Source organism: Centipeda infelix ATCC 43532, assembly GCF_000234095.1.
Lineage (GTDB): Bacteria > Bacillota > Negativicutes > Selenomonadales > Selenomonadaceae > Centipeda > Centipeda infelix.
On sequence record NZ_JH376800.1, the window covers coordinates 217,681 to 238,743 of the forward strand.

The following is a 21,063-nucleotide window of genomic DNA, read 5'->3' on the forward strand; positions in this document are numbered from 1 at the left end:
AAAAGACCATAGCGGAAGCCTTGTGGTAAAATAGGGTTGAATAGACCAATCTACCAAAGGAGAGCCGCTATGGATCAACTAGAGTGTATCACAAAATCGCCGCATCGCAAAGGAGCATACCTCACATTCGAAGAAAGAGTCATCATCCAGACAAGACTCTGCGATGGCTGGTCTCCTCCCCAAATTGCCAAGGAAATTTGTTGTGCGCCCAACACCGTGCGCAACGGAATCAGGCGCGGGAAGGTTCCGCATACAAAAGCAGCGGCTGTGCGCGGTCGCTGCTTTTGTACGTATCATGTGTATCACATAAATAAAATTTTCCTTAGGCAGGAAAAAATAAGCACATGGCGAATTAAAGAACGTATACTGAAGTAGTTTTTTCGACGGCAGTGAATGCTGCTGTCTTTGCGCACGGTTATGGCAAGGGATGCCTCGTTCTGTGTCAGAATGGCCGGGCGTGGGGGAAAGGAGAGAATATTTTGCAGGAACAAGGGCTAAAGAAGGGGCGAGGGATCGGCTTTCAACTGAACGCGATCACACTCGTCGGGATTGTCGTCATGGTGACGATCCTCGTCTCGTTCGTCGGCTACAGAGCTTATGATGAACTCCTCGCCGTTGGATCGCAGGCGAAGTACAATGAGCTGGGCGACAAGGTGCGTCCCGTAATCGGCAGCTATGAGTCGGTCAAGCAGTCGGGACTGGATCTGCGGCAGCACATCTACGCGCTGATGGCGGCGCCGCCGGAGGCACGCAGCCGTGATGCGCTGAACGTCCTGCTCTCAGATGTCATGGAGTCCAATCCGAACCTCGTCGGGGTGGGCGTGGTATTCGAGCCGAATGCGTTCGACGGGCAGGATGCGGCGCATGTGGCCGACCCGCTCTCCGACGGGACGGGGCGTGTGATTCCGTTTGTGGGACGCGAGGGCGGTGTGCTTGAGTTCGAGCCGACGACCGGCTACGATACGGACTCGTGGTACACGGAGCCGGCAAAGACCTCGAAGCCGACGCTCACGCCGGCATACTATGATGAAGTCGGCGGCAAGAAAACACTCATGGCCTCCATCGGTCTGCCGATCCTTGTCGACGGCCGTTTTGTCGGTGCGATCACGCTCGACTTCGACATGGACAAGGTTCAGGAGATGTTCGAGAAGCTCAGTACGCCCGACAACATCTACCTCATGCTCGATAGCAAGGGACAGGTCATCGCACACGGCACAAACCGGGATATGGTTATGAAGGACGCGTTCCAACTCATGCATCTGGATGCGGCAGAGCAGAAGGAAATCTTCTCAGACGGATCGTACAGAAAAACGCAGGTCTCCCCGACCACGGGTAAGGACTCGGTCTATGTCTACCATGCGGTTCAGTACAACGGGATGGATACGTCGTGGGTGGTCTTCTCCATTACGGACAAGGATAAATTCGTCGGAACCGCGCGCGAGATGGTCATCTTCTCTGTTGTGCTGGCAGTGATCTGTACGGTGGTGCTCGTCATCGCGCTTGCGATGTTCATCCAGCGCCGTCTGATCGTTCCCATTGGGGATGTATCCGATACGCTTGCGCGGTTCGCGGATCTCGATATGGATCCGACAAAGGGGGAGAAGGTGCGTGCACACGCCGCCCGCACGGACGAGATCGGCTCGATGGTCGGATCTCTCACCCGCATGGCGAACAGTATGCGTGATATGATCGGCAAGATCAACGGGGTATCCCAGTCAGTCGCCGCGACGAGCGAGGAGCTGACCGCGACGGCGCAGAACACGGCACACTCGGCGGAGACGGTACGCAAGGGCATCCACGACATCGCCGACAGTGCGCGCGTACAGGTGAAGGACACGCAGGATGCGGTCGATCATACAGATCAGATTCTCGGGCTGCTTGACAACAACCGCAAGGTCATGGAGGAGATGAACGCGGCGACGGAGAACATCCACAAGCGCCAGACCGAGGGCGCGGAGATCCTCGCCGACCTCATGAAGAAATCCGCCGAGACTGCCGATGCTACGCAGGAGGTCTCGCGCGTGGTCGAGGAGACGAATCAGAGTGCGGAACGCATCGAAGAGGCGAGCGCGATGATTCAATCCATCTCCGAGCAGACGAACCTTCTCGCGCTCAATGCTGCTATCGAGGCAGCGCGTGCGGGCGAGGCAGGACGTGGATTTGCTGTCGTCGCCGAGGAGATCCGCAAGCTCGCCGAGCAGTCGCGCGGCTTTACGGATGAGATCAGCGGCATCATCGGTGAGCTCAAGACGAAGTCGCAGCAGGCGGTCGACACGATGGAGGTCTCCAAGAAGCTGGTCGAGGAGAGCAACGTCAATCTTGGCCGCACGCAGCGTCGCTTTGAGATGATTGCCGAGGCGGTCGAAGGCGCGAACAGCGTCGTCACGAAACTGAACGAATCCGCCGAGCAGCTGACGGAGAAGAACAAGGCAATCGCCGCTGTCAGCAACAAGCTCATGGATATGGCGAACGAGAACGACGTGACGACGGATGAGGCAGAGGCCGCCGTCGACACGCAGACGCAGGCACTCGGCGATATCGCCGAGGCGAGCGAGAGCCTCGCGCAGATCGCAACGGATCTGCAGAACGAGATCGAGCGTTTCCGCGTCTGATCGTCGGTTACCTAATTGACATTGAAAAGCCCTGCCGCAGGAATGCGGCAGGGCTTTTGCATATGTACGGTTTTACCGCAGCAGGAAGAACAGTGCGGGATAGATGAGAAAGAAGAATGCGATGCTCGTGGTGAGGAATCCCGAGATGGTGTAATCCACGTTGAGGTGATAGAGCTTTGCCGCTGTGACGGAGTTGATCGCACCGGGTGTGACGGAGAAGACGAGAATTGCACCGAGGAGGACAGGATCGTTAACGAAGGGATAGGTGATCGCCATCATAAACACGGGCAGGATGAGAAAGCGCAGGGCGAAGAGATCGAGGGTGTAGGGCGCGTAACGGCGTGCACGGTGGAGGTTGACGAGTGCGCCGACGGGGAGCATGCCGAACCATGCGCCGAAGTGGATCAGCCCCTCGAACGCCGTACCGACTGCGGGCGGGCGTTCGATGCCTGCGGCGTTGAGTGCAAGCCCTGCCGCCATGCCGAGGATGCTGAGCTGGTTCCACGAGAGGAAGATGTCGAGGAACCGCATGTGAATCTTGCCGCCGCGCCCATGATTTTTATGCTGCAGATAGTAATACTGTGCCATCGGAAATACGGCAAGTACAAGCATCAGTGTCTGAAAGATGCCCATGATCTGGGCGTAGGCAAAGCCCTGTTCGCCGTAGATGATGTAGGCACAGACACCGCCGAGGGTAGTGATGTTGGACATCATCGCGTTCGCGAGGTATGCGCCGCGATCGAGCGGACTCCGATATTTACGAATGAAAAATGCCCAGCCGACGAGTCCCGGGAAGAGGACGATGAGGATGCCGTAGATCGGGATGAGTGCGAGATCCCACGAGATCGGCAGCGTCCAGCAGCTCATGAGGGCGAGTACAGTGTAGATGATGATGACGTTCAGGCGCAGGATGCGGCTGATGAGTGCGTCGGAGATTTTCCCGTGCCGATAGAGGAGGCATCCGACGATGAGGGGCGCGAGGAGGTCGGTAAAGAGATAGATGATGCGGAAATCAGGATTGTCCATAGGAAATACTTCTTTCTACCGAAACAGGAAAAATGTCACAGGGAATAGGATCGTGAGATAGAGAACGGTGGTGACAAGGAAGACGGCAATCGTATAATCGACGTTGAGGTGATAGAGACGCGCCGTGAGCGTCGCGTTGATCGCAGCGGGGACGCTTGCAAAGATGACGAGTGCGTTTTGTACGATCGGGTCGCTGATCAAAAGACGCGCCGCCGTGAAGGTGACGAGCGGGACGACGAGGAAACGCAGGAAGATCATGTCAAGCGTCAGGTAGACGAAGTGCCGCGCGCGGTGAAAATTGATGAGCGAGCCAACGGGCAGCATGGCGAACCATGCGGAGATGTGGATGATGTAGGAAAATGCCTCCGAAAGTACGGGAGGGCGTACAATGCCGCCCGCATTCAGCAGAAGTCCCGCCGCCATACCGAGGATGCTGAGCTGATTCCACGAGACGAGCAGCCCGAGAAAGCCGCGCCCATCGAGGCGTGCTGTGCATCCGCGTGACTTATGCAGGAGGCAGTAATACTGTGCGATGGGGAATGCGAGCAGCACGAGCACCAGATTCTGGCACGCCCCGCCGATCTGCGCGTAGGCGAAGCCACGCTCGCCGTAGATGATGTAGGCACAGATACCGCCGAGTGTGCCGATGTTCGAGAGCAGTGCGGAGATGAGATGTGTGCCGCGATTGATGGGGCTGTGAAATCGCCGTCCGAGGAAACGCCAGCTGAGAAAACCCGGAAAGAGTATGATGAAGGCGAAGAACGCGGGCAGCATGAGGAGGTCATGTGTGAGCGGGAGTGCCCAGAAACTGAAGAGAGACAGCAGCGTAAAGAAGACAACGACGTTAATGCGGATGAGCCGATTGACCGCAGTGTCCGTGAGTAGCTGCCGCCGATAGAGCAGATAGCCGACGATGAGCGGCAGAATCAGATCGGTGAGGAGATAGACAAGACGAGCACTAATTTCATCCATAATTTCCCCAACCTTCCCAAGCAAATTCGGTGGGTTCATCCTAGCACAAGTTATGGGCGTTGTAAATATTTCAGACCCTTACACACAATAGAGAAAAGAGGGAAAAGTTCGTAAGATTTTGATGTGGAGAGAGGAAAAAAAGCAAAGAGCGGCGAATAGTTATCTTATATTGTTTAGTGTTTTGTTATGACCCTGCGTCTCGTGAGAGCGGATGGGTTTGTATGGGACACCGAAGAGGTGCTCCCATGGAGGAGGGGATATCACATGGCAGTGACAGACAAGGGGTTTGGCGCATACGATGTACGCGGCATCTATCCCGATGAGGTGAACGAGGAGCTCGCTTACCGCGTCGGTCGCAGTTTCCCCACGCTATTCGGTGCGAAGAAGGTCGCCATCGGACATGACATTCGTCTCTCCGGTCCTGCGATCCGCGATGCGCTCGCAAAGGGACTCATGGAGGCGGGCTGTGATGTTGTGGACATCGGGCAGTGCGGCACGGAGATGATCTACTTTGCGACGGCGCATCTGAAGCTTGGCGGCGGTATCATGATTACGGCGAGCCACAACCCGAAGCAGTACAACGGCATGAAGTTCGTGCGTGCCGAGTCGCGTCCGATCTCGAGCGATACGGGGCTCAAGGATATTGCGGCGATGGCGGTCGGCGAGACGTATCCCGCGCCTGCAGCCGTACCCGGCAAGATTGAGCAGGTGGATATTCTCGATGAATATGTCAAGCACATCCTCACCTATGTCGATGTGAGCAAGCTCAAGCCCTACAAGATCGTCGTCAACACGGGCAACGGTGCGGCGGGGCCCATCATCAACGCGATGGAGAAGTTCCTCCCGTTCGAGCTGGTCAAGGTCTACAATGAGCCGGACGGCAATTTCCCGAACGGCGTACCGAACCCGATCCTGCAGGAGAACCGCGAGGCGACGGCGAAGGTTGTGCGCGAGACGGGCGCGGACTTTGGCGTAGCGTGGGACGGCGACTTTGACCGCTGTTTCCTCTTCGACGAGAAGGGCGGCTTCATTGAGGGCTACTATATGGTCGGCTTCCTCTCCGAAGCGTTCCTGAAGAAGAACAAGGGGGCGAGCGTGATCTACGATCCGCGCCTTGTCTGGAACACGATCGAGATTGCCGAGCAGCTCGGCGGCAAGCCTGTCATGTGCAAGAGCGGGCACGCGTTCATCAAGGACAAGATGCGTGAGGTCAACGCGATCTACGGCGGCGAGATGAGCGCACATCACTATTTCCGTGATTTCTCCTACTGTGACAGCGGTCAGATCCCGTGGCTGCTCGTGGCGGAGCTGATGAGTGCGTCGGGCGGAAAGACCCTCTCCGAACTGATGCAGGCACGCATGGATCGCTATCCGACCTCGGGTGAGATCAACAGTAAGGTCACGGACGCGAAGGCGATCATGGATCGCATCGAGGCGAAGTACGGCGCAGGCGGCAAGGTGACGAAGGTGGACGGCGTGTCCATCGAGTTCGACAAGTGGCGGTTCAATCTGCGTATGTCTAACACGGAGCCGGTCATCCGCCTGAACGTCGAGACGCGGCAGGATAAGGCACTGCTCAAGGAGAAGACGGACGAACTGCTTGCAGAGATTCGTGCCTGACAATGCATTGGTACAGGAAGGAGTGTTTTGATGAGTCTTGTACTGAAATCCGGTTTTACATTCGACTATGACAATCTCTATGGCGAGGGCAAGGTGACGGATGCCGACCTCGCGTTCTATGCGGATGATCTCAAGAAGGCGCATGAGGCGATGAAGGTCATGCGCGAGAAGGGCTTTATCCGTGCGCATCTCTCGAAGGACGGCGAGCCGGAGAAGGTGCTGTTTTCGCAGACCCCGTACATCGCCGATGGACATATTAACTCGCCCGCGTCGATTGCACGGCTCAAGGAACTCGGCAAGCACGCGCAGGAGAACACGGATGTCGTGATCTCGCTCGGCATCGGCGGCTCATTCCTCGGGAACAAGGTGCTGTTCGATGTGCACTGCGGAGAGCTCTGGAACTCACTCTCGAACGAGCAGCGCGAGAACTATCCGCGCATCTATTTCAGCGGCAACAACATCGACCCGCGCCGCACGGGCGATATTATCAACCACCTGAAGGATGTCGCGCAGATCAAGAAGAAGAACGGTGCAGGACCGCTGCGCATCATGCTCCTCGTCATCTCGAAGTCGGGCGGTACACTCGATACGATGTCGAACTTCATGGGGATGTATGACGCGTTCATGAAGGCGGACAATGTTGAGGTCGAGGTGGTCGCTGTCACCGACCCGAATGAGGAGAAGCCGACGCTGCTCAAGAAGCTCGCAATCGACAAGGGGTGGAAGCAGTTCGCCGTACCGGACGGCGTGGGCGGACGCTTCACCGTGTTCACCGAGGTCGGGCTGACACTCGCTGCGTGCATTGGCTTTGACATCGAGAGCTTCCTCGCGGGTGCGCGTGGCATGGATCAGGCGTGTCAGAACGATGACCTCTGGCAGAACCCCGCCATGCTCAATGCGGTGCTGAAATTTGCAGCATCGGAAAAGCACGGGCGCGACATCGAGGTTATGATGCCCTACGGCGACTATCTGAAATCGGTCTCCGAGTGGTACATCCAGCTGCTCGCCGAGTCGCTCGGCAAGCAGTTCAACAAGGAGGGCAAGGAGGTCTGCTACGGGCGCACACCGGTCGTTGCTGTCGGTACGACCGATATGCATGCACAGACGCAGCAGCACCAGGAGGGAAAGCTCAACAAGGTGGTGCAGTTTATCCGCATCGACAAGTGGGCGGATGATCTCGTGATCCCGAACGCGTTCCCCGAGGTCAAGAAGCTCGCGGATATTGCGGGCGTAACGATGGGCGAGGCACTTGAGGTTGCACGTCAGTCGAACGCGGACGCACTCGCGTCGAACAAGCGTTACAGTGCGGTCTTTGGACTGCCGGAGCTGACACCGTACCATCTCGGCGAGCTGCTCTATCTGCTCGCGATGTCGATCGCCTACGAGGGCGAACTCGCGGATGTGGACGCATTCGATCAGCCGGGCGTGGAGGCGTACAAGCGCATCATGGGGCCAAAGCTCCAGGCGTTGAAGGGGTAATATCCCCAAGTCTCCCCTGTAAACGGGGAGAGAGCCGCGTAAGCGGTGGAGGTGGCAGAAGGGGAGGACTGCTGCACGAAGCGAATAACTTCGTGCAGCAGCCCTTTTCTGCGTTTTGGAAGGAAGATTGGGGTCGGAATGTCGCGCACATCTCTGAATGATTTGTCCTTGCGCCAGTGGGGACTCGTTGGTGCTTCGTTATGGTGTGCGGCGTGCGGCGGGTATCTCCTGTGGGCGGATGACGATGTGCCTGTCGCCATCGTACAGCACATCGAAACAACGCCGCCGCCCGCGTTGGAGATTACGGGACTATCGGCTGCGGCAAAGCGCACGGCTTTGCGAAATCCGTTTACCGATGCACATGAGCGGCGTGGTGAAATCTCCTCTGCTGCTGAGGCTGTGGAGATCAAAACGAAGATGCTGCTGCCGCATCCTGCACCGTTGCCTGCACAAGTTTCGGCTGCGGTGCGTGTCCCGTCTCCTGCACAGCCGCCGCTCGTTCTGCGCGGTGTGGTGACGGGGGTGGACGGCACACGCATTGCCATCCTCGCACGGGGCGCGGATGGTGTGGCACTCGGTATCGGAGAGACGTGGCAGGGGCATACGCTCCGTGCGCTTTCGAATACCTCCGCGACACTGGATTCTGCATCGGGGACAATCACACTGACAAGGGAGTAGACGGTATGAAACGATGGCTGACGATGATGGCGTTTGCGGGAATCCTCCTCCTTCCCGTTCCTGTCTTTGCCGCGCCCGTAACAATTGATGTGACGGGCGGCGATGTGCGTGCCGTTCTGCTCGCGGTGGCACGCATGGGAGGCATCCCGCTCATCGTCGACGATAGTGTGACCGGCTCGGTGACGGTACATCTCACGGGCGAGGGGGAGGAGGTGCTGCGCCTCGTTGCTGCCGCGCGTGGAATTCAGATCGAACGGCATGGGACGGTGTTTCTTGCACTCGCACCCGATACACGTGCGGAGAATCGACGTGTACACACCTATCGCGTGCGCTATGGCGACCCCGAGGAACTCGCGCACGCCGCAAATTTATCCCTCACGGGTGAAGGAAAACGGGCGATTGTGTCGAAAACTAACGAAGAGAGAGGGAGTCGGGACTCAGATTCTGATACCAATACCGATGTACAGCGGCGTGTTCTCGTCGATCGGGCAACAAATACGCTTCTCTTTTACGGGACGGAATCTGAGGCTCTTTCCGTGCGCGAAATTATCTCGGCACTCGATGTCGTACCCAAACAGGTATCTCTCGAGGCACGGGTTGTCGCCGTTTCCAAGCAGGCGGCAAAGGAGCTCGGCATCGATTGGGCATGGTCGGCATTGCCGCAGTACCCAAAGGTCGGACGCGGCGCAGCGGGAGACTGGCAGGTCAGGGAACGCAATGCGGGCGCAGCCACCGGGGGAATTATCCGCTTTGGCAGAGGTCCCGAGGGCATTCCCTACGAGTTCTACTACTCTGCGACGATTCGTGCACTCATCACGGATGGGCGGGCAAAGATGCTCGCGCGTCCGAATATCACCACGGTACAGGGACACGAGGCGCTCATCAACATCGGTGCGGAGGTGCCCGTGCCGCGCGTATCGACCTCGAACAACGTCACTACGACGGGCATTGACTACCGTGAGGCGGGAATTATCCTGCGCTATACGCCGCGCGTTACGGAGGATGGGCACATTGTCGCACGCGTGCATACAGAGGTGAGTACGCCCGTCTTTGTCGAGGATATCAAGGCGTACCGATTTCAGAAGCGGAGCGCGGACACTACCGTGCGCCTCCGAGACGGTGAGACCATGGTGATCGGCGGGCTCATCGACAGCGACGAGTCGCGTTCTCTCGCGAAGATTCCGTTTCTCGGCGACATACCCGTGCTCGGTGCATTTTTTCGCTCCGTGCGGACGAGCAAGACCGAGACCGAACTCATGATTTTTCTCACAGCACATGTGCTGGATGAAGGATAGGGAAGCACAAATGTATTTGTGCTTCCCGTTATTTGCAGGATGCAATGGAAAAGAGGAGATGTCAGTGGCAATCAGGATATTACTTGCAGACGATCACGCCCTGCTGCGTCAGGGAATCAAGCGTGTGCTGAACTTCGAGGATGATCTCGAGGTGGTCGGCGAAGCGGAAGACGGGCAGGAAGCCCTCGCACGCACGCTCATGCTGAAGCCCGATATTCTTCTCCTCGACATCAACATGCCGGGGCTGACGGGGCTGGAGGTCACAAAGCAGCTCAAACAGGCGCGTTCGCGTGCGAAAATCATTGCGCTCACGATTCATGACAGCGACAACTACGTTCTCGAACTCTTGAAGAATGGTGCGCTCGGCTACCTGCTCAAGGATGTCGAGCCAAACGTCCTCATCAAGGCAATTCACATGGTCAACGAGGGCAACCCGTTTGTCTATCCGAAACTCGCAGAGCGCTTGTTCGGCTCTCCGGCGGTCTGCGGCGATGTCAGCCGCATGGCAAAGGAGATCTGGGACGAGAGCCGCGGCGAACGCCTCACCCCACGTGAGATGGACGTGCTCGGCTGCATCGCGAAGGGGCTCTCGAATCAGGACATCGGCAAGGCACTCGGGCTGAGTGAAAAGACCGTCAAGAACCACCTCACGAGCATCTTCCACAAGCTCAAGGTCAACGACCGCACACAGGCACTCGTCTATGTACTGAAAAATAAGATTGTTACGCTGGAGTAACACGAAAAGCGGCTCGCACACAATGATGGTGCGAGCTGTTTCTTTTGCCGTACTTCATCGATGTACCTCGTGGATTTCAGCCTTGACAATAAAGCGGTGGAGTATAAGTCATGAAAAAAATTATCATTTGTCGATAAAAATGGAACGTGCTATAATATCCGGCATGAGGTGAATTTTATGCTGGAAATTTTCCAAGGGCTCATGATACCGTTCATCGGCACGACACTCGGTGCGGGCTGCGTCTTCTTCCTGAAGGGGGCGCTCAACCGCAATGTGCAGCGCGGGTTGACGGGATTTGCCGCAGGTGTGATGGTGGCGGCGTCGATCTGGAGTCTGCTGATCCCGGCGATGGAGGGCGCGGCTGATATGGGGCAGTATGCGTTTATTCCCGCTGTGGTTGGATTCTGGGCAGGGACACTCTTCCTCCTCGCGCTCGATCATATCATCCCGCATCTGCATATGAATGCACAGAAAGCAGAGGGACCGCACAGCCGGCTCTCGCGGACGACGATGCTCTGTCTCGCGGTGACGCTCCACAATATTCCCGAGGGAATGGCGGTCGGTGCGATCTATGCAGGTTGGCTGAGCGGCAGCGAGAGTATTACGCTCGGCGCGGCACTCGCACTCTCACTCGGTATTGCAATTCAGAATTTTCCCGAGGGGGCGATCATCTCCATGCCGCTGCGTGCGGCTGGCATGGGGAAATGGCGTGCCTTCGGCGGCGGTGTGCTCTCGGGCGCGGTCGAGCCAATCGGCGGTGCACTTACGATTGCTGCGACGGCACTCATTGTACCGATCCTGCCCTATGCGCTTGCGTTTGCGGCGGGGGCGATGCTCTATGTCGTGGTGGAGGAGTTAATTCCGGAGATGAGCGAGGGCGAGCATTCGGATGTGGGCGTGGTTTCGTTTGCTGTGGGCTTCTCGCTCATGATGATGCTGGATGTAACTCTGGGATAAAACAAGAAAGAAAAAGAGCCGTTGGCATACGCCAAACGGCTCTTTTTCCTGGAAAGGGATGCGCGCAGGTCGGGAAAAACCTGCGGCTTGAGAAATGGGGTGTAAGGGTATTTTCCTTACAAGAGGAACGCAGGGAAACGTTCCTTAGAGGGATGGTCAACAGGAGAAAATGTCGGGGAGGACGTTTCGTACTCCTGTCGACATCTGTATTATATCATATTATTTTTGAGAAATTTGTAACCTAAGTCACACAATAAGGAAAAAGCGGTAGTAATAATAAATTTTTGCCGAGTTTTTTCGTTATAGTTGGAGAGGCTTCGTGGTTTCAAAAAATTTTCCGATAAAGATATTGATAATTGACGTTGTGCGCTGTTCGTGCATTGCTTTTTTCTGAGGAAAAACGTATAATATTGAGAAGGAGAATACGCGCGTTTGATTCGCGTATTCGGAAGGGATGCTCCCTTTGTTAGGATGAGGAGGAATATACATGCGTGATTACTTAAGAATTGCTCAGGTTATTGGCCGTGAGATCATTGATTCGCGCGGCAATCCGACGGTCGAGGCGGAGGTCGTTCTCGAGGACGGCACGGTTGGTCGCGGTGCCTCACCTTCGGGTGCATCGACGGGTGAGTTTGAGGCTCTGGAGCTGCGTGACGGTGACAAAACGAAGTTCGGCGGCAAGGGCGTCTCGAAGGCAGTCGAGAATGTGAACGCGAAGATTGCGCCCGCGCTCATTGGTATCGAAGCGAGCGATATCTATGCGGTCGATCAGGCGATGTTCGACGTGGACGGCACGAAGGATAAGTCCAAGCTCGGTGCAAACGCGATTCTCGCGGTTTCGATTGCAGCATCGGATGCGGCGGCAAAGTCTGAGGATATTCCGCTCTATCGCTTCTTTGGCGGACTGCAGGCGAACGTTCTGCCTGTTCCGATGATGAACATTCTCAACGGCGGCGCACACGCATCGAACTCCGTGGATACGCAGGAGTTCATGATTATGCCCGCAGGTGCACCGACGTTCCGTGAAGCACTGCGCTGGTCGACCGAGGTGTTCCACTCCCTGCAGTCCCTTCTCAAGAAGGCCGGCAAGACGACGGCGGTCGGCGACGAGGGCGGATTTGCGCCTGACCTCGACTCCGATGAGGACACGATCGAGCACATCCTCAAGGCGATCGAGAACGCCGGCTACAAGCCCGGTCAGGATTTCGTCCTTGCGATGGATGCCGCATCGTCTGAGTGGAAGGACAAGGAGAAGGGTAAGGGCTTCTACCATCAGCCGAAGTCCGGCAAGAAGTTCACGTCCGATGAGCTCATCAAGCATTGGGAGTCCCTCGTTGACAAGTATCCGATCTACTCCATCGAAGATGGTCTGGATGAGGAGGACTGGGATGGTTGGAAGGCGATGACGAAGGCGCTCGGTCACAAGGTTCAGCTCGTTGGCGACGATCTCTTCGTCACGAACACGGAGCGTCTGAAGAAGGGCATCGAGCTCGGCGCAGGCAACTCCATCCTCATCAAGCTCAACCAGATCGGTTCGGTCTCCGAGACGCTTGAGGCGATCAAGATGGCGCACAAGGCGGGTTACACAGCGGTCACGTCGCACCGCTCGGGCGAGACCGAGGACACGACGATCGCCGATCTTGCGGTCGCACTCAACACCGCGCAGATCAAGACGGGTGCACCGTCCCGTTCCGAGCGCGTCGCGAAGTACAACCAGCTCCTGCGCATCGAGGAGCAGCTCGGCGGCAGCGCGGTCTATCCGGGCAAGCGTGCGTTCAGCTTCATGAAGTAAGATCTTCCATTACGGATGAAAAATCCCCCACCGTCGGTGGGGGATTCTTGTGTTTACAGCACCTCTACAATCTCCACCGCAGGTTTTCGCTGTGTGTGGCGTGCCGAGGGAACGCCCTTCTCCGTAGCGTACCCGATGGGGAAGATGGCGATGAGGTCATAGTCTGCCATCTGAGGGAATGCCTCCTTGAGTTTCGGTACGTCGAAATGTCCGACCCATGTTGAACGCAGTCCCTCATTGTGAATGGCGAGCATGATGTAGGTTGCGACGATGCTTGCATCCACGTCGGCGAAGTTGCGCTCGTCGTATTGCCGCACCCATGCGTCCTCGTTCTTTCCGCCGACGACAAGGAAAACACCCGCGCCGAAGGTGTAGTTCGTTGTCTTCGCAAGCTTTGCCCGTGCCTCGGGGCTCTCGACTGCCCAAACTTTGAACGGCTGCTTGTTGACTGCGGTGGGGGCAAGGCGTGCCGCCTCGAAAATGCGTCCGAGTGCCTCGTGTGGGATCTCGCTGTCCGATAGGGAACGGCAGGAGAATCGATCCTGTATGAGTTCATTAAATTCCATAAGATTACCTCCTTACATGAACCTCCTAAAGTATAGCACAAGTCGGCAGAAATGGGCGGGATTTTTTGGAACATCGCGGTTATATGGAGGAAATCAAACGTGTATCACGAATTACTAATACTGTACAGATTTTGTGCCAAGTGTTTTGGCTTGAACCGGAGGGGGACTTTTGATGAAGAAATATATGGCAGCGACATTGACGGCAGCTGTGCTTACGTCGGCCAGCGGCCTACTCTCACCGACTGTGGAGGCGGGCGGGGTATTCTTCGCGGACGCACCTGTGGTATCCCCTGCGACGACGGCTCCCACAGCGGTTCCGGGCACGCGCCCGAGCGTCTACATCCCGGGACAGATTACGACGCCGTTCGTGGATCGCGAGCTCACAACCGATGAAAATATGCTGTTCCTTGCGATCGAAAAGGCAGACTACAATACGATCCAGTTGATGCTCGATAAGGGCGTTGACATCAACGCCTTCTACACAAAGCGGGGGACAACCCCGCTCGGGCGAGCGCTTGAGAAAAACAATCGCACGACGATCCAGTTCCTCCTGGAGCGCGGCGCGGATGTGCAGGGCTATGTTTTCCATCGGGATAAAAACCACATGCACTCCTATCTTGTACAGGCGGCAAAGGACAGCGATCTCACACTCGTGCAGTATCTCCACAACTGGGGTGCGGACATCAACGGGACTTCGTGGGACTATGGATTCGGCTATTTCAACGCGATCTTTACGCTCAGCTCCTCGGCGGACGACATCAACATCATGCGCTATCTCATCGCACAGGGGATCAATGTGAACTATGCGACGAGTGAGGGCGGCACAACACCGCTGATGTACTTTGCAAGGATGTATATTTCCTCGGGTGAGCGCCAGAATCTCCTTAAAATGTTGCTGGATGCGGGCGCGGATCCTACGGTGCGTGATAAGAATGGAAAGACGGCGGTGGACTACTGCATCGACCGCAATGATCTTGAGAGCGCACGGTTCCTCCAGACGTATGGTATGAGATGACGGCATCTATGAGAGAGGCACAGGCATTTGTTTGTCTGTGCCTTTTCAGTCTGTTTTAGGAAATGTCTGTTATACTGCGTACGCAATAGAAATGTGAGGTGAACGATGCGGAAAACAGCGGCAGCAATGCTTTCGGTTCTCGTGATTGCGGCGGCGACACTCTTTCCTTCTGCGCGTGCGGAGGCAATCGACGCGTGGGGAATTGCGGCGCAGGCACTCGGTGTGTTTGGCGCGTACCACTCGGCACTCGGTGCGGTGCTCGCGCTCGGCAACGATGTTCACGCACAGGTGCAGAGCGAGCGGCAGGACATTGCGGAGAACGGACGCGCGCGCAATGCAAACGACATCGCGCTCGTGGATGGCATTATGGAGCGGCTCGTGCGGGACGGCGACTATGTGCTGCGCGTGAACTCGCTCCCCTTTACATGGGCGCTGACGGATAGCTCTGTCTTTAACGCTGCCTGCTACCCGACGGACTACGTAACGATCAATCGAGGGCTCATTCGCGGTCTCGGCGGCAACGTGGACGAGATTGCCGCCGTGCTCGGGCATGAGATGACGCACGGGCTGCGCCAGCACAGCGCGCACAACTATGCAAAGGCGGCGGCGCAATTCTATGGGATGAGCTTTCTCAATATGAATTTCGGTCTGATGGACTGGAATAAGCTGAATGCTCTCGTGGGGTATTCCGTTGCAAAAAATGTAACGCTCCCTACAGAGTACGAGGCGGACGAGGGCGGCTTCCGCATCATGACGAGTGCGGGTTTCAACCCCGGCGGCGGTGCGGCGGCGATGGCACGGATGGGCTACTATCTGACGTATGTGACACAGGATCTCCAGGAGTATCAGGATCCGACGCAGAAGGATCTGCCGCAGGATGATTTCTCGGATCACCCCGCGACGGAGCGGCGCGAGGAAAAGCTCGCGGGCTTTATGACGGACTACAGCGCGGGTCATGTGACTGTCGCCGACCGCAAGACGGTCTGCATTGACGGGACGCCCCTCCTCACAGTGACATGGACGGATGAGGACTATGACAACAGCCCCGAGAATGCCTACCTCGTCGCAGGTGCGCTCGCACGTGCCTTTCATGACTGCGACCGCGCAGAGGACTGGCAGATTGCCCTAACGCGGGATGGCGGTGCGACGATCAGCGGCGACCCACGCGTGAATGAGCTCCTCGTATTTTTCCTCGCAAAGGAAAAGGCGGGGGTACTTCTGCAAACGCTTGTTCATGATGCCTATGCACGCGAGGCGGTAAGCGGCGCACGGGAGAAGCTGCACGCGGCGGAGAAGGCGCGTGCGGACGCGCGCACGGCAGAACGCGCGGCGGTGGAGAATGCCGACGCAAAGGCGGTCAGGAAGATGCGCGAGAACAGCGATGCCTACAGCGACTACGGCGACAGCACGCGTGCGCTCATGCTGATGGAGCGTGTCTTTGCCTCGCCCAACGATGACAGTCGTGCGCAGAGCCATGTTATCCGTGCGCGTGCCTATGCCGTGCAGGGCGACTGGGAGAAGGCACGTGCAGATGCGGACAAGGGCGTTGCGGACGATCCAAAGGATGTGCTGACGTGGCTGAACCGCAGTGATGTGCGCCGTATGCGCGGCGACCGCGAAGGTGCACTTGCCGATGCGTTGAAGGCGATCGAGACAGACGCGAAGAATCCATATGGCTATCTGATTGCGGCCGAGCTCTGTGACGAGATGGAGCAGTCGCAGGAGGCGCAGGAGTATTTCAAGAAACTCTACGGTGTCGAGCCAAAGGCACTCGAACGCATTCCCGACGAATACCTCGAAGCCGTGGACAAGCGAGCCTATGAGAAGCGGATGAAGGACAAGGCGAAGGTGCGTGCGGAGCGCGAGAAGGAAATACGGGAAAAATTGCAAGAAAAAAGCCGCCCGGTGGACGGCAATATGAAGTGAAGGAGTGACTGTTGCACGAAAAATGTGCAGCAGTCTTTTTCGTCTGTTAGAGGGGGGTTACCATTCTGCGCCACAGCGCGTAGCAGAGCGTTTCGTACTTTGTCATATGTCCTTACTGCGCCTTTTCATAGGCAAGAGCGATGAGTGCCATCGTCAGCTCGTAGGATTTGCGCAGGGAGGGGATTGGCAGGAACTCACAGTTTGAGTGGAAGTTGAGACCGCCCGTGAAGTAGTTCGGCGTGAGAATTCCCTTCGTCGAAATGAAGGAGCCGTCCGTGCCGCCGCGCATGGCGATGGTGTTGGGCTCGATGCCGAGCCTTCTCATTGCCTCGTAGATGTTGTCGATGGCCTGACGATTCTCATCGGTCACGGCATCGGCGATGTTGCCGTAGGTATCCTCGATCGTATAGGTGACGCGGCAGCGCGGCTCTAACGCACGCAGTTTCTCGACGTTGGCGGCGATGAGGCGTTTGCGCTCCTCGTAGCGTGCCTTGTCGTGGTCACGGATGTTCAGATCGACGGTTGCCGTCGTCGGATTGGAGCGGATGCTTTGACACCAGATATAGCCCTCCGTCCCTTCCGTACACTCCGGTGTCTCTCTGCGGTCAAAGAGATTGACGAAATCCACGGCAAGCAGCGTCGGGTTGACGAGCACCCCCTTCGCGTTCATCGGATGTGCGCTCACACCCTGTATCGTAACGGTCGCCGAACCCGCGTTAAATGTCTCGTAGACGACCTCGCCAAGGGCGCAGCAGTCGATGGTGTAGGCGTAGTCAACAGGGAACTTCGTAAAATCCATATTCTTTGAGCCCCAAAGCCCGCATTCCTCATCGGGGACAAAGGCGATGTACAGATCGCCGTGCCGCAGGGCAGGATCGCCTACGAGCGTATCAAGTGCGGTCATGATGTTTGCAATCGCCGCTTTGTTGTCCGCACCGAGGACACTCGTGCCGTCGGTGACAATCAGCTCCTGCCCGACATAGGGCGCAAGCTCAGGGTGCTCTGCCGACCGCATGACGATGTTTTGCTCCGCGTTCAGTACGATGTCGCCGCCCTCGTAGCGGATGCGCTGCGGCTTTACAACAGGGCTGAGAGAGACATCGACCGTGTCCAGATGGGCACAGAACCCGATCGCAGGAACATGCGGTGCATCGGGCGGAAGATTGGCGGGCAGATGCGCTGTCAGGACGCATTTATCACTCAGGGATATATCGTTCAACCCAAGTTCCAAAAGTTCTTTTTGGAGGAGGCGTGCCATATCCCATTGCTCCTCGGTGCTTGGGACGACCTTTCCACCGTTCGCCTTGCTCTCGGATGGGACACGGACATAACGGAGAAAGCGTTCGATGAGGGTTTCTTCAATTTTCATTGGATTCTCTCCTTAGAACATCACGCGCGGGTACACATAGTCTGCCTGAAAGCCGAGCGGGATATTGAGCCACCAGAAAATGTAGAGCATGATCGTCAGCGTGATGAGCAGCGTGATGGTGTACGGCAGCATGAGCGAGCTGAGTGTACCGACACCGGTGTTTTTGTAGTATTTTTGGCAGTAGACAATAATGAGTGGATAGAATGCGAACATCGGCGTGCAGACATTGACCGCAGAGTCGCTGACGCGGAATGCCGCCTGTGTCAGCTCCGGTGCGATGCCGACCGCCATTAGCATCGGGACGAAGATCGGCGCGAGGATCGCCCACTTTGCGGAGGCGGATGTGATGATGAGGTTCAGCATACCGACGAAGAGAATGATGCCGAAGATCGTCACCTGCGGCGGCAGCGCGAGTGATTTGAGGAACTCTGCGCCCGCAATGGCGATGAGTGCACCGATGTTGGATGCGCCGAACACATACATGAACTGCGCGGCAAAGAAGTAGAATACGATGAGCTGAATGAGCGTCTTGGTGATCTCCTCCATGGACTTTGTAAAGTCTTTGGAACTGCGGAATTTACCGCTGATGATGCCGTAGACGACACCGGTTGCTGCCGCAAGAAGGAAGATGATCGCGACAATGGACTGCATGACAGGTGCTTTGAAGCTGGCTATGTTGCCGGATGGATCACGCAAAAGTGAGTCGGCGGGGAGAAGCGCGAGCACAAGCCCGACGAGCAGCAGGATGAGCACGAAGCTCGCGATGTAGAATGCACGGTTTTCCTGCGGTGTGATGGAAAAATCCTGCGCGGGAATGTCGATGTCATCGTCTACAGGACACGCTTTGCGACACCAAGGTTCGACGACGCGCTCTGTCACCCACCAACAGCCGGCGATGACGATGAAGGTCGAGCCGAATGCGTAGAAGTAATTGCACAGTACATTGACCTCGTAGGTCGGGTCAATGATCTGCGCCGCCATCTGTGTAAATCCCTGAATGACGGGGTCGATTGCCGACGGCGTGTAGTTGGCGGCAAAAGCACCCGCAATGCCGGCGAACGAGGCTCCAATGCCAGCGAGCGGATGCTTGCCCGTTGCATAGAACATATATGCAGCGATTGGTATGATAATCATGTATCCTGAGTCCGGCGCGAGATGACTGATCATGCCGACGAGGATTACAATGGGCGTGATGAGCGTCTTCGGCGTGACGGAGAGGATCTTTTTCAGCCCCGTGTTGATGTAGCCCGAGCCATCCGCTATGCCAATGCCGAGCGTCGCCACAATGACCATCCCGAGCGGGGGGAAGCCTGTATAGTTCGTCACCATCTTTGTGAGGAGTGTCACGAGTGAGGCAGGACTCAGCATGTTGGTGACCTCAATCGGTGCCCCCGTCGATGGATGCACATAGTCAAAGTGCATCTGGGATAAAATTGCAGATGCGATGCAGGTGATGACGAAGGCGCAGATGAAAAGCATGGTGATATCAGGAATCCGATTGCCCATCCGCTCAATCCATCCGAGAATACCGCCGACCTCCTGTTTGTGCGGCAATGTGCCGCTCTGTGATTCATTTGGCATACATATCCCTCCTGTAGAGCTGCCCGTCCTTCGATAACCGCACGGGTGATAGAAGACTGGGAAAACAAAACATTTAAGGAATATTTCGACAGGAATAGAGAAACTCCTTTTCAAAGAATGTGAATACAATAACAAGGTGATTTCATTTCTGTGCTTCTTGCAATCCGTTTTGCCCTTGTGATAGAATGGCAAAAGTTTTTCGCGTCGTGGGGACGGCGCATCTATGGAGGAATGGGATATGACGGATGTCGGAGAGCGCAAGCGGGTGATCGGGGATCGCGAGGCAAACGCAACGCGTGCATTTTTCTTTATCGGAGGATTCGGATCGGCCTCGTGGGCACCGCTCGTACCTGTGCTGCGCGAGCGGCTTGCCATTGGTGATGATGTGCTGGGGCTCCTGCTGCTGTGCATCGGCATCGGTTCGCTCGCGACGATGCCGCTCTCGGGTGCACTCTCGGCGCGTCTCGGCTGCCGCCGCGTACTCGTGGCGGCGGGCGTCCTATACGCAGGTGTGCTGCTGTCGGTCTGTTTGGTGAATGACTTTTGGATCGCTGTGCCCATCATCTTTGTATTCGGTGCGCTGATGGGCTGTATTGATGTCGTCATCAATGTCGCAGCGGTCATTGTGGAGAAGGAGATCGGTCGGCGCATCATGAGCGGTATGCATGCGTTTTGGAGCCTAGGCGGCTTCGTCGGTGCCGGCCTGTACGGCGTGTGGGTCGGTATCCTCGGATTGACGGCGTTTCAGTCCACGGCAATCGCATCGGCACTGATCCTCGTACTTACGGCATTTTTTGGCAGACACCTGATCCCCTACGGTGGGGGCGGCGGTTCGCTGATCGCGATTCCGCGCGGCATCGTCGTGTTCGTCGGCATTACGGCGTTTATTGCGTTTCTCAGCGAGGGCGCAGTGATGGATTGGAGCGGTGTCTACCTGACGACGGTGCGCGGCATGGATCTCTCTCTCGCGGGCGTGGGGTTCTCCGTGTTTTCGGGGGCGATGCTCCTCATGCGCTTCCTCGGTGACCGTGTTGTGCTGCGCATCGGACAGTGTCCCGTTGCCGTCGGCGGTGCGCTCCTCACATTTGTCGGGATTCTGCTCGTCATGTTCGCGCCCGTGGATGCGCTCCTCTATCTCGGTTTCTTCGCCATCGGCATCGGCAGTGCGAACATCGTGCCTGTTTTCTTTTCGCTGATGGGGCGGCAGACTGTCATGCCCATCGGTACGGCGGTCTCCGCCGTCAGCACAATGGGCTACCTCGGTATTCTCGCAGGTCCTGCCGCGATCGGATTCGTCTCCTCGGCGACAAATCTCATGACTGCGTTCGGGATGCTCGCTGCACTCAGCCTCGTTCAGGCCTTCGTCGGTTTCTATGTGTTCCGCAGGATGGCCTGACGGCTGGTTGAAAATACACATGAAAAAACGCCATCCGTATGGA

At 56.8% G+C, this 21,063-nt stretch carries 17 protein-coding genes; 12 read left to right on the forward strand and 5 right to left on the reverse strand.

The window, feature by feature from the left end:
* The first annotated feature begins 69 nt into the window (after nt 1-69).
* On the forward strand, nt 70-375 hold the full coding sequence (locus HMPREF9334_RS09880; protein WP_039957520.1) for a helix-turn-helix domain-containing protein: 306 nt from the start codon (nt 70-72) through the stop codon (nt 373-375).
* Between the two features lie 104 nt (nt 376-479).
* The gene (locus HMPREF9334_RS09885; protein ID WP_006693327.1) at nt 480-2,612 is read left to right on the forward strand and encodes a methyl-accepting chemotaxis protein; all 2,133 of its coding nucleotides are present in this window, start codon (nt 480-482) and stop codon (nt 2,610-2,612) included.
* Nucleotides 2,613-2,684: 72 nt separating this feature from the next.
* On the opposite strand, the gene HMPREF9334_RS09890 is transcribed toward HMPREF9334_RS09885, so the two are convergent.
* Both HMPREF9334_RS09890 and HMPREF9334_RS09895 read right to left on the reverse strand, forming a co-directional pair.
* Nucleotides 2,685-3,638, reverse strand: coding sequence for an AEC family transporter (locus HMPREF9334_RS09890; protein WP_006693328.1), 954 nt, complete (start codon nt 3,636-3,638; stop codon nt 2,685-2,687).
* Between the two features lie 15 nt (nt 3,639-3,653).
* A complete protein-coding gene (locus HMPREF9334_RS09895; protein WP_006693329.1) occupies nt 3,654-4,610 on the reverse strand; it encodes an AEC family transporter in 957 nt (318 codons plus the stop codon).
* Nucleotides 4,611-4,874: 264 nt separating this feature from the next.
* Here HMPREF9334_RS09895 and HMPREF9334_RS09900 point away from each other — a divergent pair, with 264 nt between their 5' ends.
* The 7 genes from HMPREF9334_RS09900 (at nt 4,875) to eno (ending at nt 13,167) form a co-directional block, all read left to right on the forward strand.
* Nucleotides 4,875-6,230 (forward strand): phosphohexomutase domain-containing protein, encoded by a 1,356-nt coding sequence (locus HMPREF9334_RS09900; RefSeq protein ID WP_006693330.1) that lies wholly within the window; start codon nt 4,875-4,877, stop codon nt 6,228-6,230.
* 30 nt (nt 6,231-6,260) lie between these two features.
* Nucleotides 6,261-7,709: a glucose-6-phosphate isomerase gene (locus tag HMPREF9334_RS09905; RefSeq protein WP_006693331.1), complete on the forward strand. Its 1,449-nt coding sequence runs from the start codon at nt 6,261-6,263 to the stop codon at nt 7,707-7,709.
* 138 nt (nt 7,710-7,847) lie between these two features.
* The gene (locus HMPREF9334_RS09910; protein WP_006693332.1) at nt 7,848-8,387 is read left to right on the forward strand and encodes a hypothetical protein; all 540 of its coding nucleotides are present in this window, start codon (nt 7,848-7,850) and stop codon (nt 8,385-8,387) included.
* 5 nt (nt 8,388-8,392) lie between these two features.
* Nucleotides 8,393-9,682 carry a type II secretion system protein GspD gene (locus HMPREF9334_RS09915; RefSeq protein ID WP_006693333.1) on the forward strand — a complete coding sequence of 430 codons (1,290 nt, stop codon included), beginning with the start codon at nt 8,393-8,395 and terminating at the stop codon, nt 9,680-9,682.
* 64 nt (nt 9,683-9,746) lie between these two features.
* Complete coding sequence (locus HMPREF9334_RS09920; protein ID WP_006693334.1) at nt 9,747-10,418, forward strand: response regulator; 672 nt, start codon at nt 9,747-9,749, stop codon at nt 10,416-10,418.
* A gap of 177 nt (nt 10,419-10,595) precedes the next feature.
* Entirely contained in the window at nt 10,596-11,375 is a 780-nt protein-coding gene (locus tag HMPREF9334_RS09925; protein ID WP_006693335.1) for a ZIP family metal transporter, read from the forward strand.
* A gap of 487 nt (nt 11,376-11,862) precedes the next feature.
* A complete protein-coding gene (gene eno, locus HMPREF9334_RS09930; protein ID WP_006693336.1) occupies nt 11,863-13,167 on the forward strand; it encodes a phosphopyruvate hydratase in 1,305 nt (434 codons plus the stop codon).
* Between the two features lie 53 nt (nt 13,168-13,220).
* On the opposite strand, the gene HMPREF9334_RS09935 is transcribed toward eno, so the two are convergent.
* A complete protein-coding gene (locus tag HMPREF9334_RS09935; protein ID WP_006693337.1) occupies nt 13,221-13,733 on the reverse strand; it encodes a nitroreductase family protein in 513 nt (170 codons plus the stop codon).
* A 184-nt stretch (nt 13,734-13,917) separates the two neighbouring features.
* Between HMPREF9334_RS09935 and HMPREF9334_RS09940 the strand changes: the two genes are divergently transcribed.
* Nucleotides 13,918-14,748, forward strand: a complete 831-nt coding sequence (locus HMPREF9334_RS09940; protein ID WP_245535254.1) for an ankyrin repeat domain-containing protein — start codon at nt 13,918-13,920, stop codon at nt 14,746-14,748.
* 105 nt (nt 14,749-14,853) lie between these two features.
* Nucleotides 14,854-16,674 (forward strand): M48 family metalloprotease, encoded by a 1,821-nt coding sequence (locus HMPREF9334_RS09945; protein ID WP_006693339.1) that lies wholly within the window; start codon nt 14,854-14,856, stop codon nt 16,672-16,674.
* A 112-nt stretch (nt 16,675-16,786) separates the two neighbouring features.
* Here HMPREF9334_RS09945 and pepT read toward each other — a convergent pair whose 3' ends face one another.
* Together pepT and HMPREF9334_RS09955 are read right to left on the reverse strand one after the other, a co-directional pair.
* Nucleotides 16,787-18,043, reverse strand: coding sequence for a peptidase T (gene pepT, locus HMPREF9334_RS09950; protein WP_006693340.1), 1,257 nt, complete (start codon nt 18,041-18,043; stop codon nt 16,787-16,789).
* A gap of 12 nt (nt 18,044-18,055) precedes the next feature.
* Complete coding sequence (locus tag HMPREF9334_RS09955; protein ID WP_006693341.1) at nt 18,056-19,624, reverse strand: AbgT family transporter; 1,569 nt, start codon at nt 19,622-19,624, stop codon at nt 18,056-18,058.
* 223 nt (nt 19,625-19,847) lie between these two features.
* Here HMPREF9334_RS09955 and HMPREF9334_RS09960 point away from each other — a divergent pair, with 223 nt between their 5' ends.
* Entirely contained in the window at nt 19,848-21,020 is a 1,173-nt protein-coding gene (locus HMPREF9334_RS09960; RefSeq protein ID WP_156792932.1) for an MFS transporter, read from the forward strand.
* Nucleotides 21,021-21,063: the final 43 nt, after the last annotated feature.

Bases quoted from the DNA above. Each gene is read 5' to 3' on its own strand.
- pepT (WP_006693340.1), bottom strand. From the start codon at position 18,043: ATGAAAATTGAAGAAACCCTCATCGAACGCTTTCTCCGTTATGTCCGT.
- HMPREF9334_RS09945 (WP_006693339.1), top strand. From the start codon at position 14,854: ATGCGGAAAACAGCGGCAGCAATGCTTTCGGTTCTCGTGATTGCGGCG.
- eno (WP_006693336.1), top strand. From the start codon at position 11,863: ATGCGTGATTACTTAAGAATTGCTCAGGTTATTGGCCGTGAGATCATT.
- HMPREF9334_RS09935 (WP_006693337.1), bottom strand. From the start codon at position 13,733: ATGGAATTTAATGAACTCATACAGGATCGATTCTCCTGCCGTTCCCTA.
- HMPREF9334_RS09940 (WP_245535254.1), top strand. From the start codon at position 13,918: ATGGCAGCGACATTGACGGCAGCTGTGCTTACGTCGGCCAGCGGCCTA.
- HMPREF9334_RS09960 (WP_156792932.1), top strand. From the start codon at position 19,848: ATGGAGGAATGGGATATGACGGATGTCGGAGAGCGCAAGCGGGTGATC.
- HMPREF9334_RS09955 (WP_006693341.1), bottom strand. From the start codon at position 19,624: ATGCCAAATGAATCACAGAGCGGCACATTGCCGCACAAACAGGAGGTC.
- HMPREF9334_RS09910 (WP_006693332.1), top strand. From the start codon at position 7,848: ATGTCGCGCACATCTCTGAATGATTTGTCCTTGCGCCAGTGGGGACTC.
- HMPREF9334_RS09925 (WP_006693335.1), top strand. From the start codon at position 10,596: ATGCTGGAAATTTTCCAAGGGCTCATGATACCGTTCATCGGCACGACA.
- HMPREF9334_RS09915 (WP_006693333.1), top strand. From the start codon at position 8,393: ATGAAACGATGGCTGACGATGATGGCGTTTGCGGGAATCCTCCTCCTT.
- HMPREF9334_RS09905 (WP_006693331.1), top strand. From the start codon at position 6,261: ATGAGTCTTGTACTGAAATCCGGTTTTACATTCGACTATGACAATCTC.
- HMPREF9334_RS09880 (WP_039957520.1), top strand. From the start codon at position 70: ATGGATCAACTAGAGTGTATCACAAAATCGCCGCATCGCAAAGGAGCA.
- HMPREF9334_RS09895 (WP_006693329.1), bottom strand. From the start codon at position 4,610: ATGGATGAAATTAGTGCTCGTCTTGTCTATCTCCTCACCGATCTGATT.
- HMPREF9334_RS09900 (WP_006693330.1), top strand. From the start codon at position 4,875: ATGGCAGTGACAGACAAGGGGTTTGGCGCATACGATGTACGCGGCATC.
- HMPREF9334_RS09890 (WP_006693328.1), bottom strand. From the start codon at position 3,638: ATGGACAATCCTGATTTCCGCATCATCTATCTCTTTACCGACCTCCTC.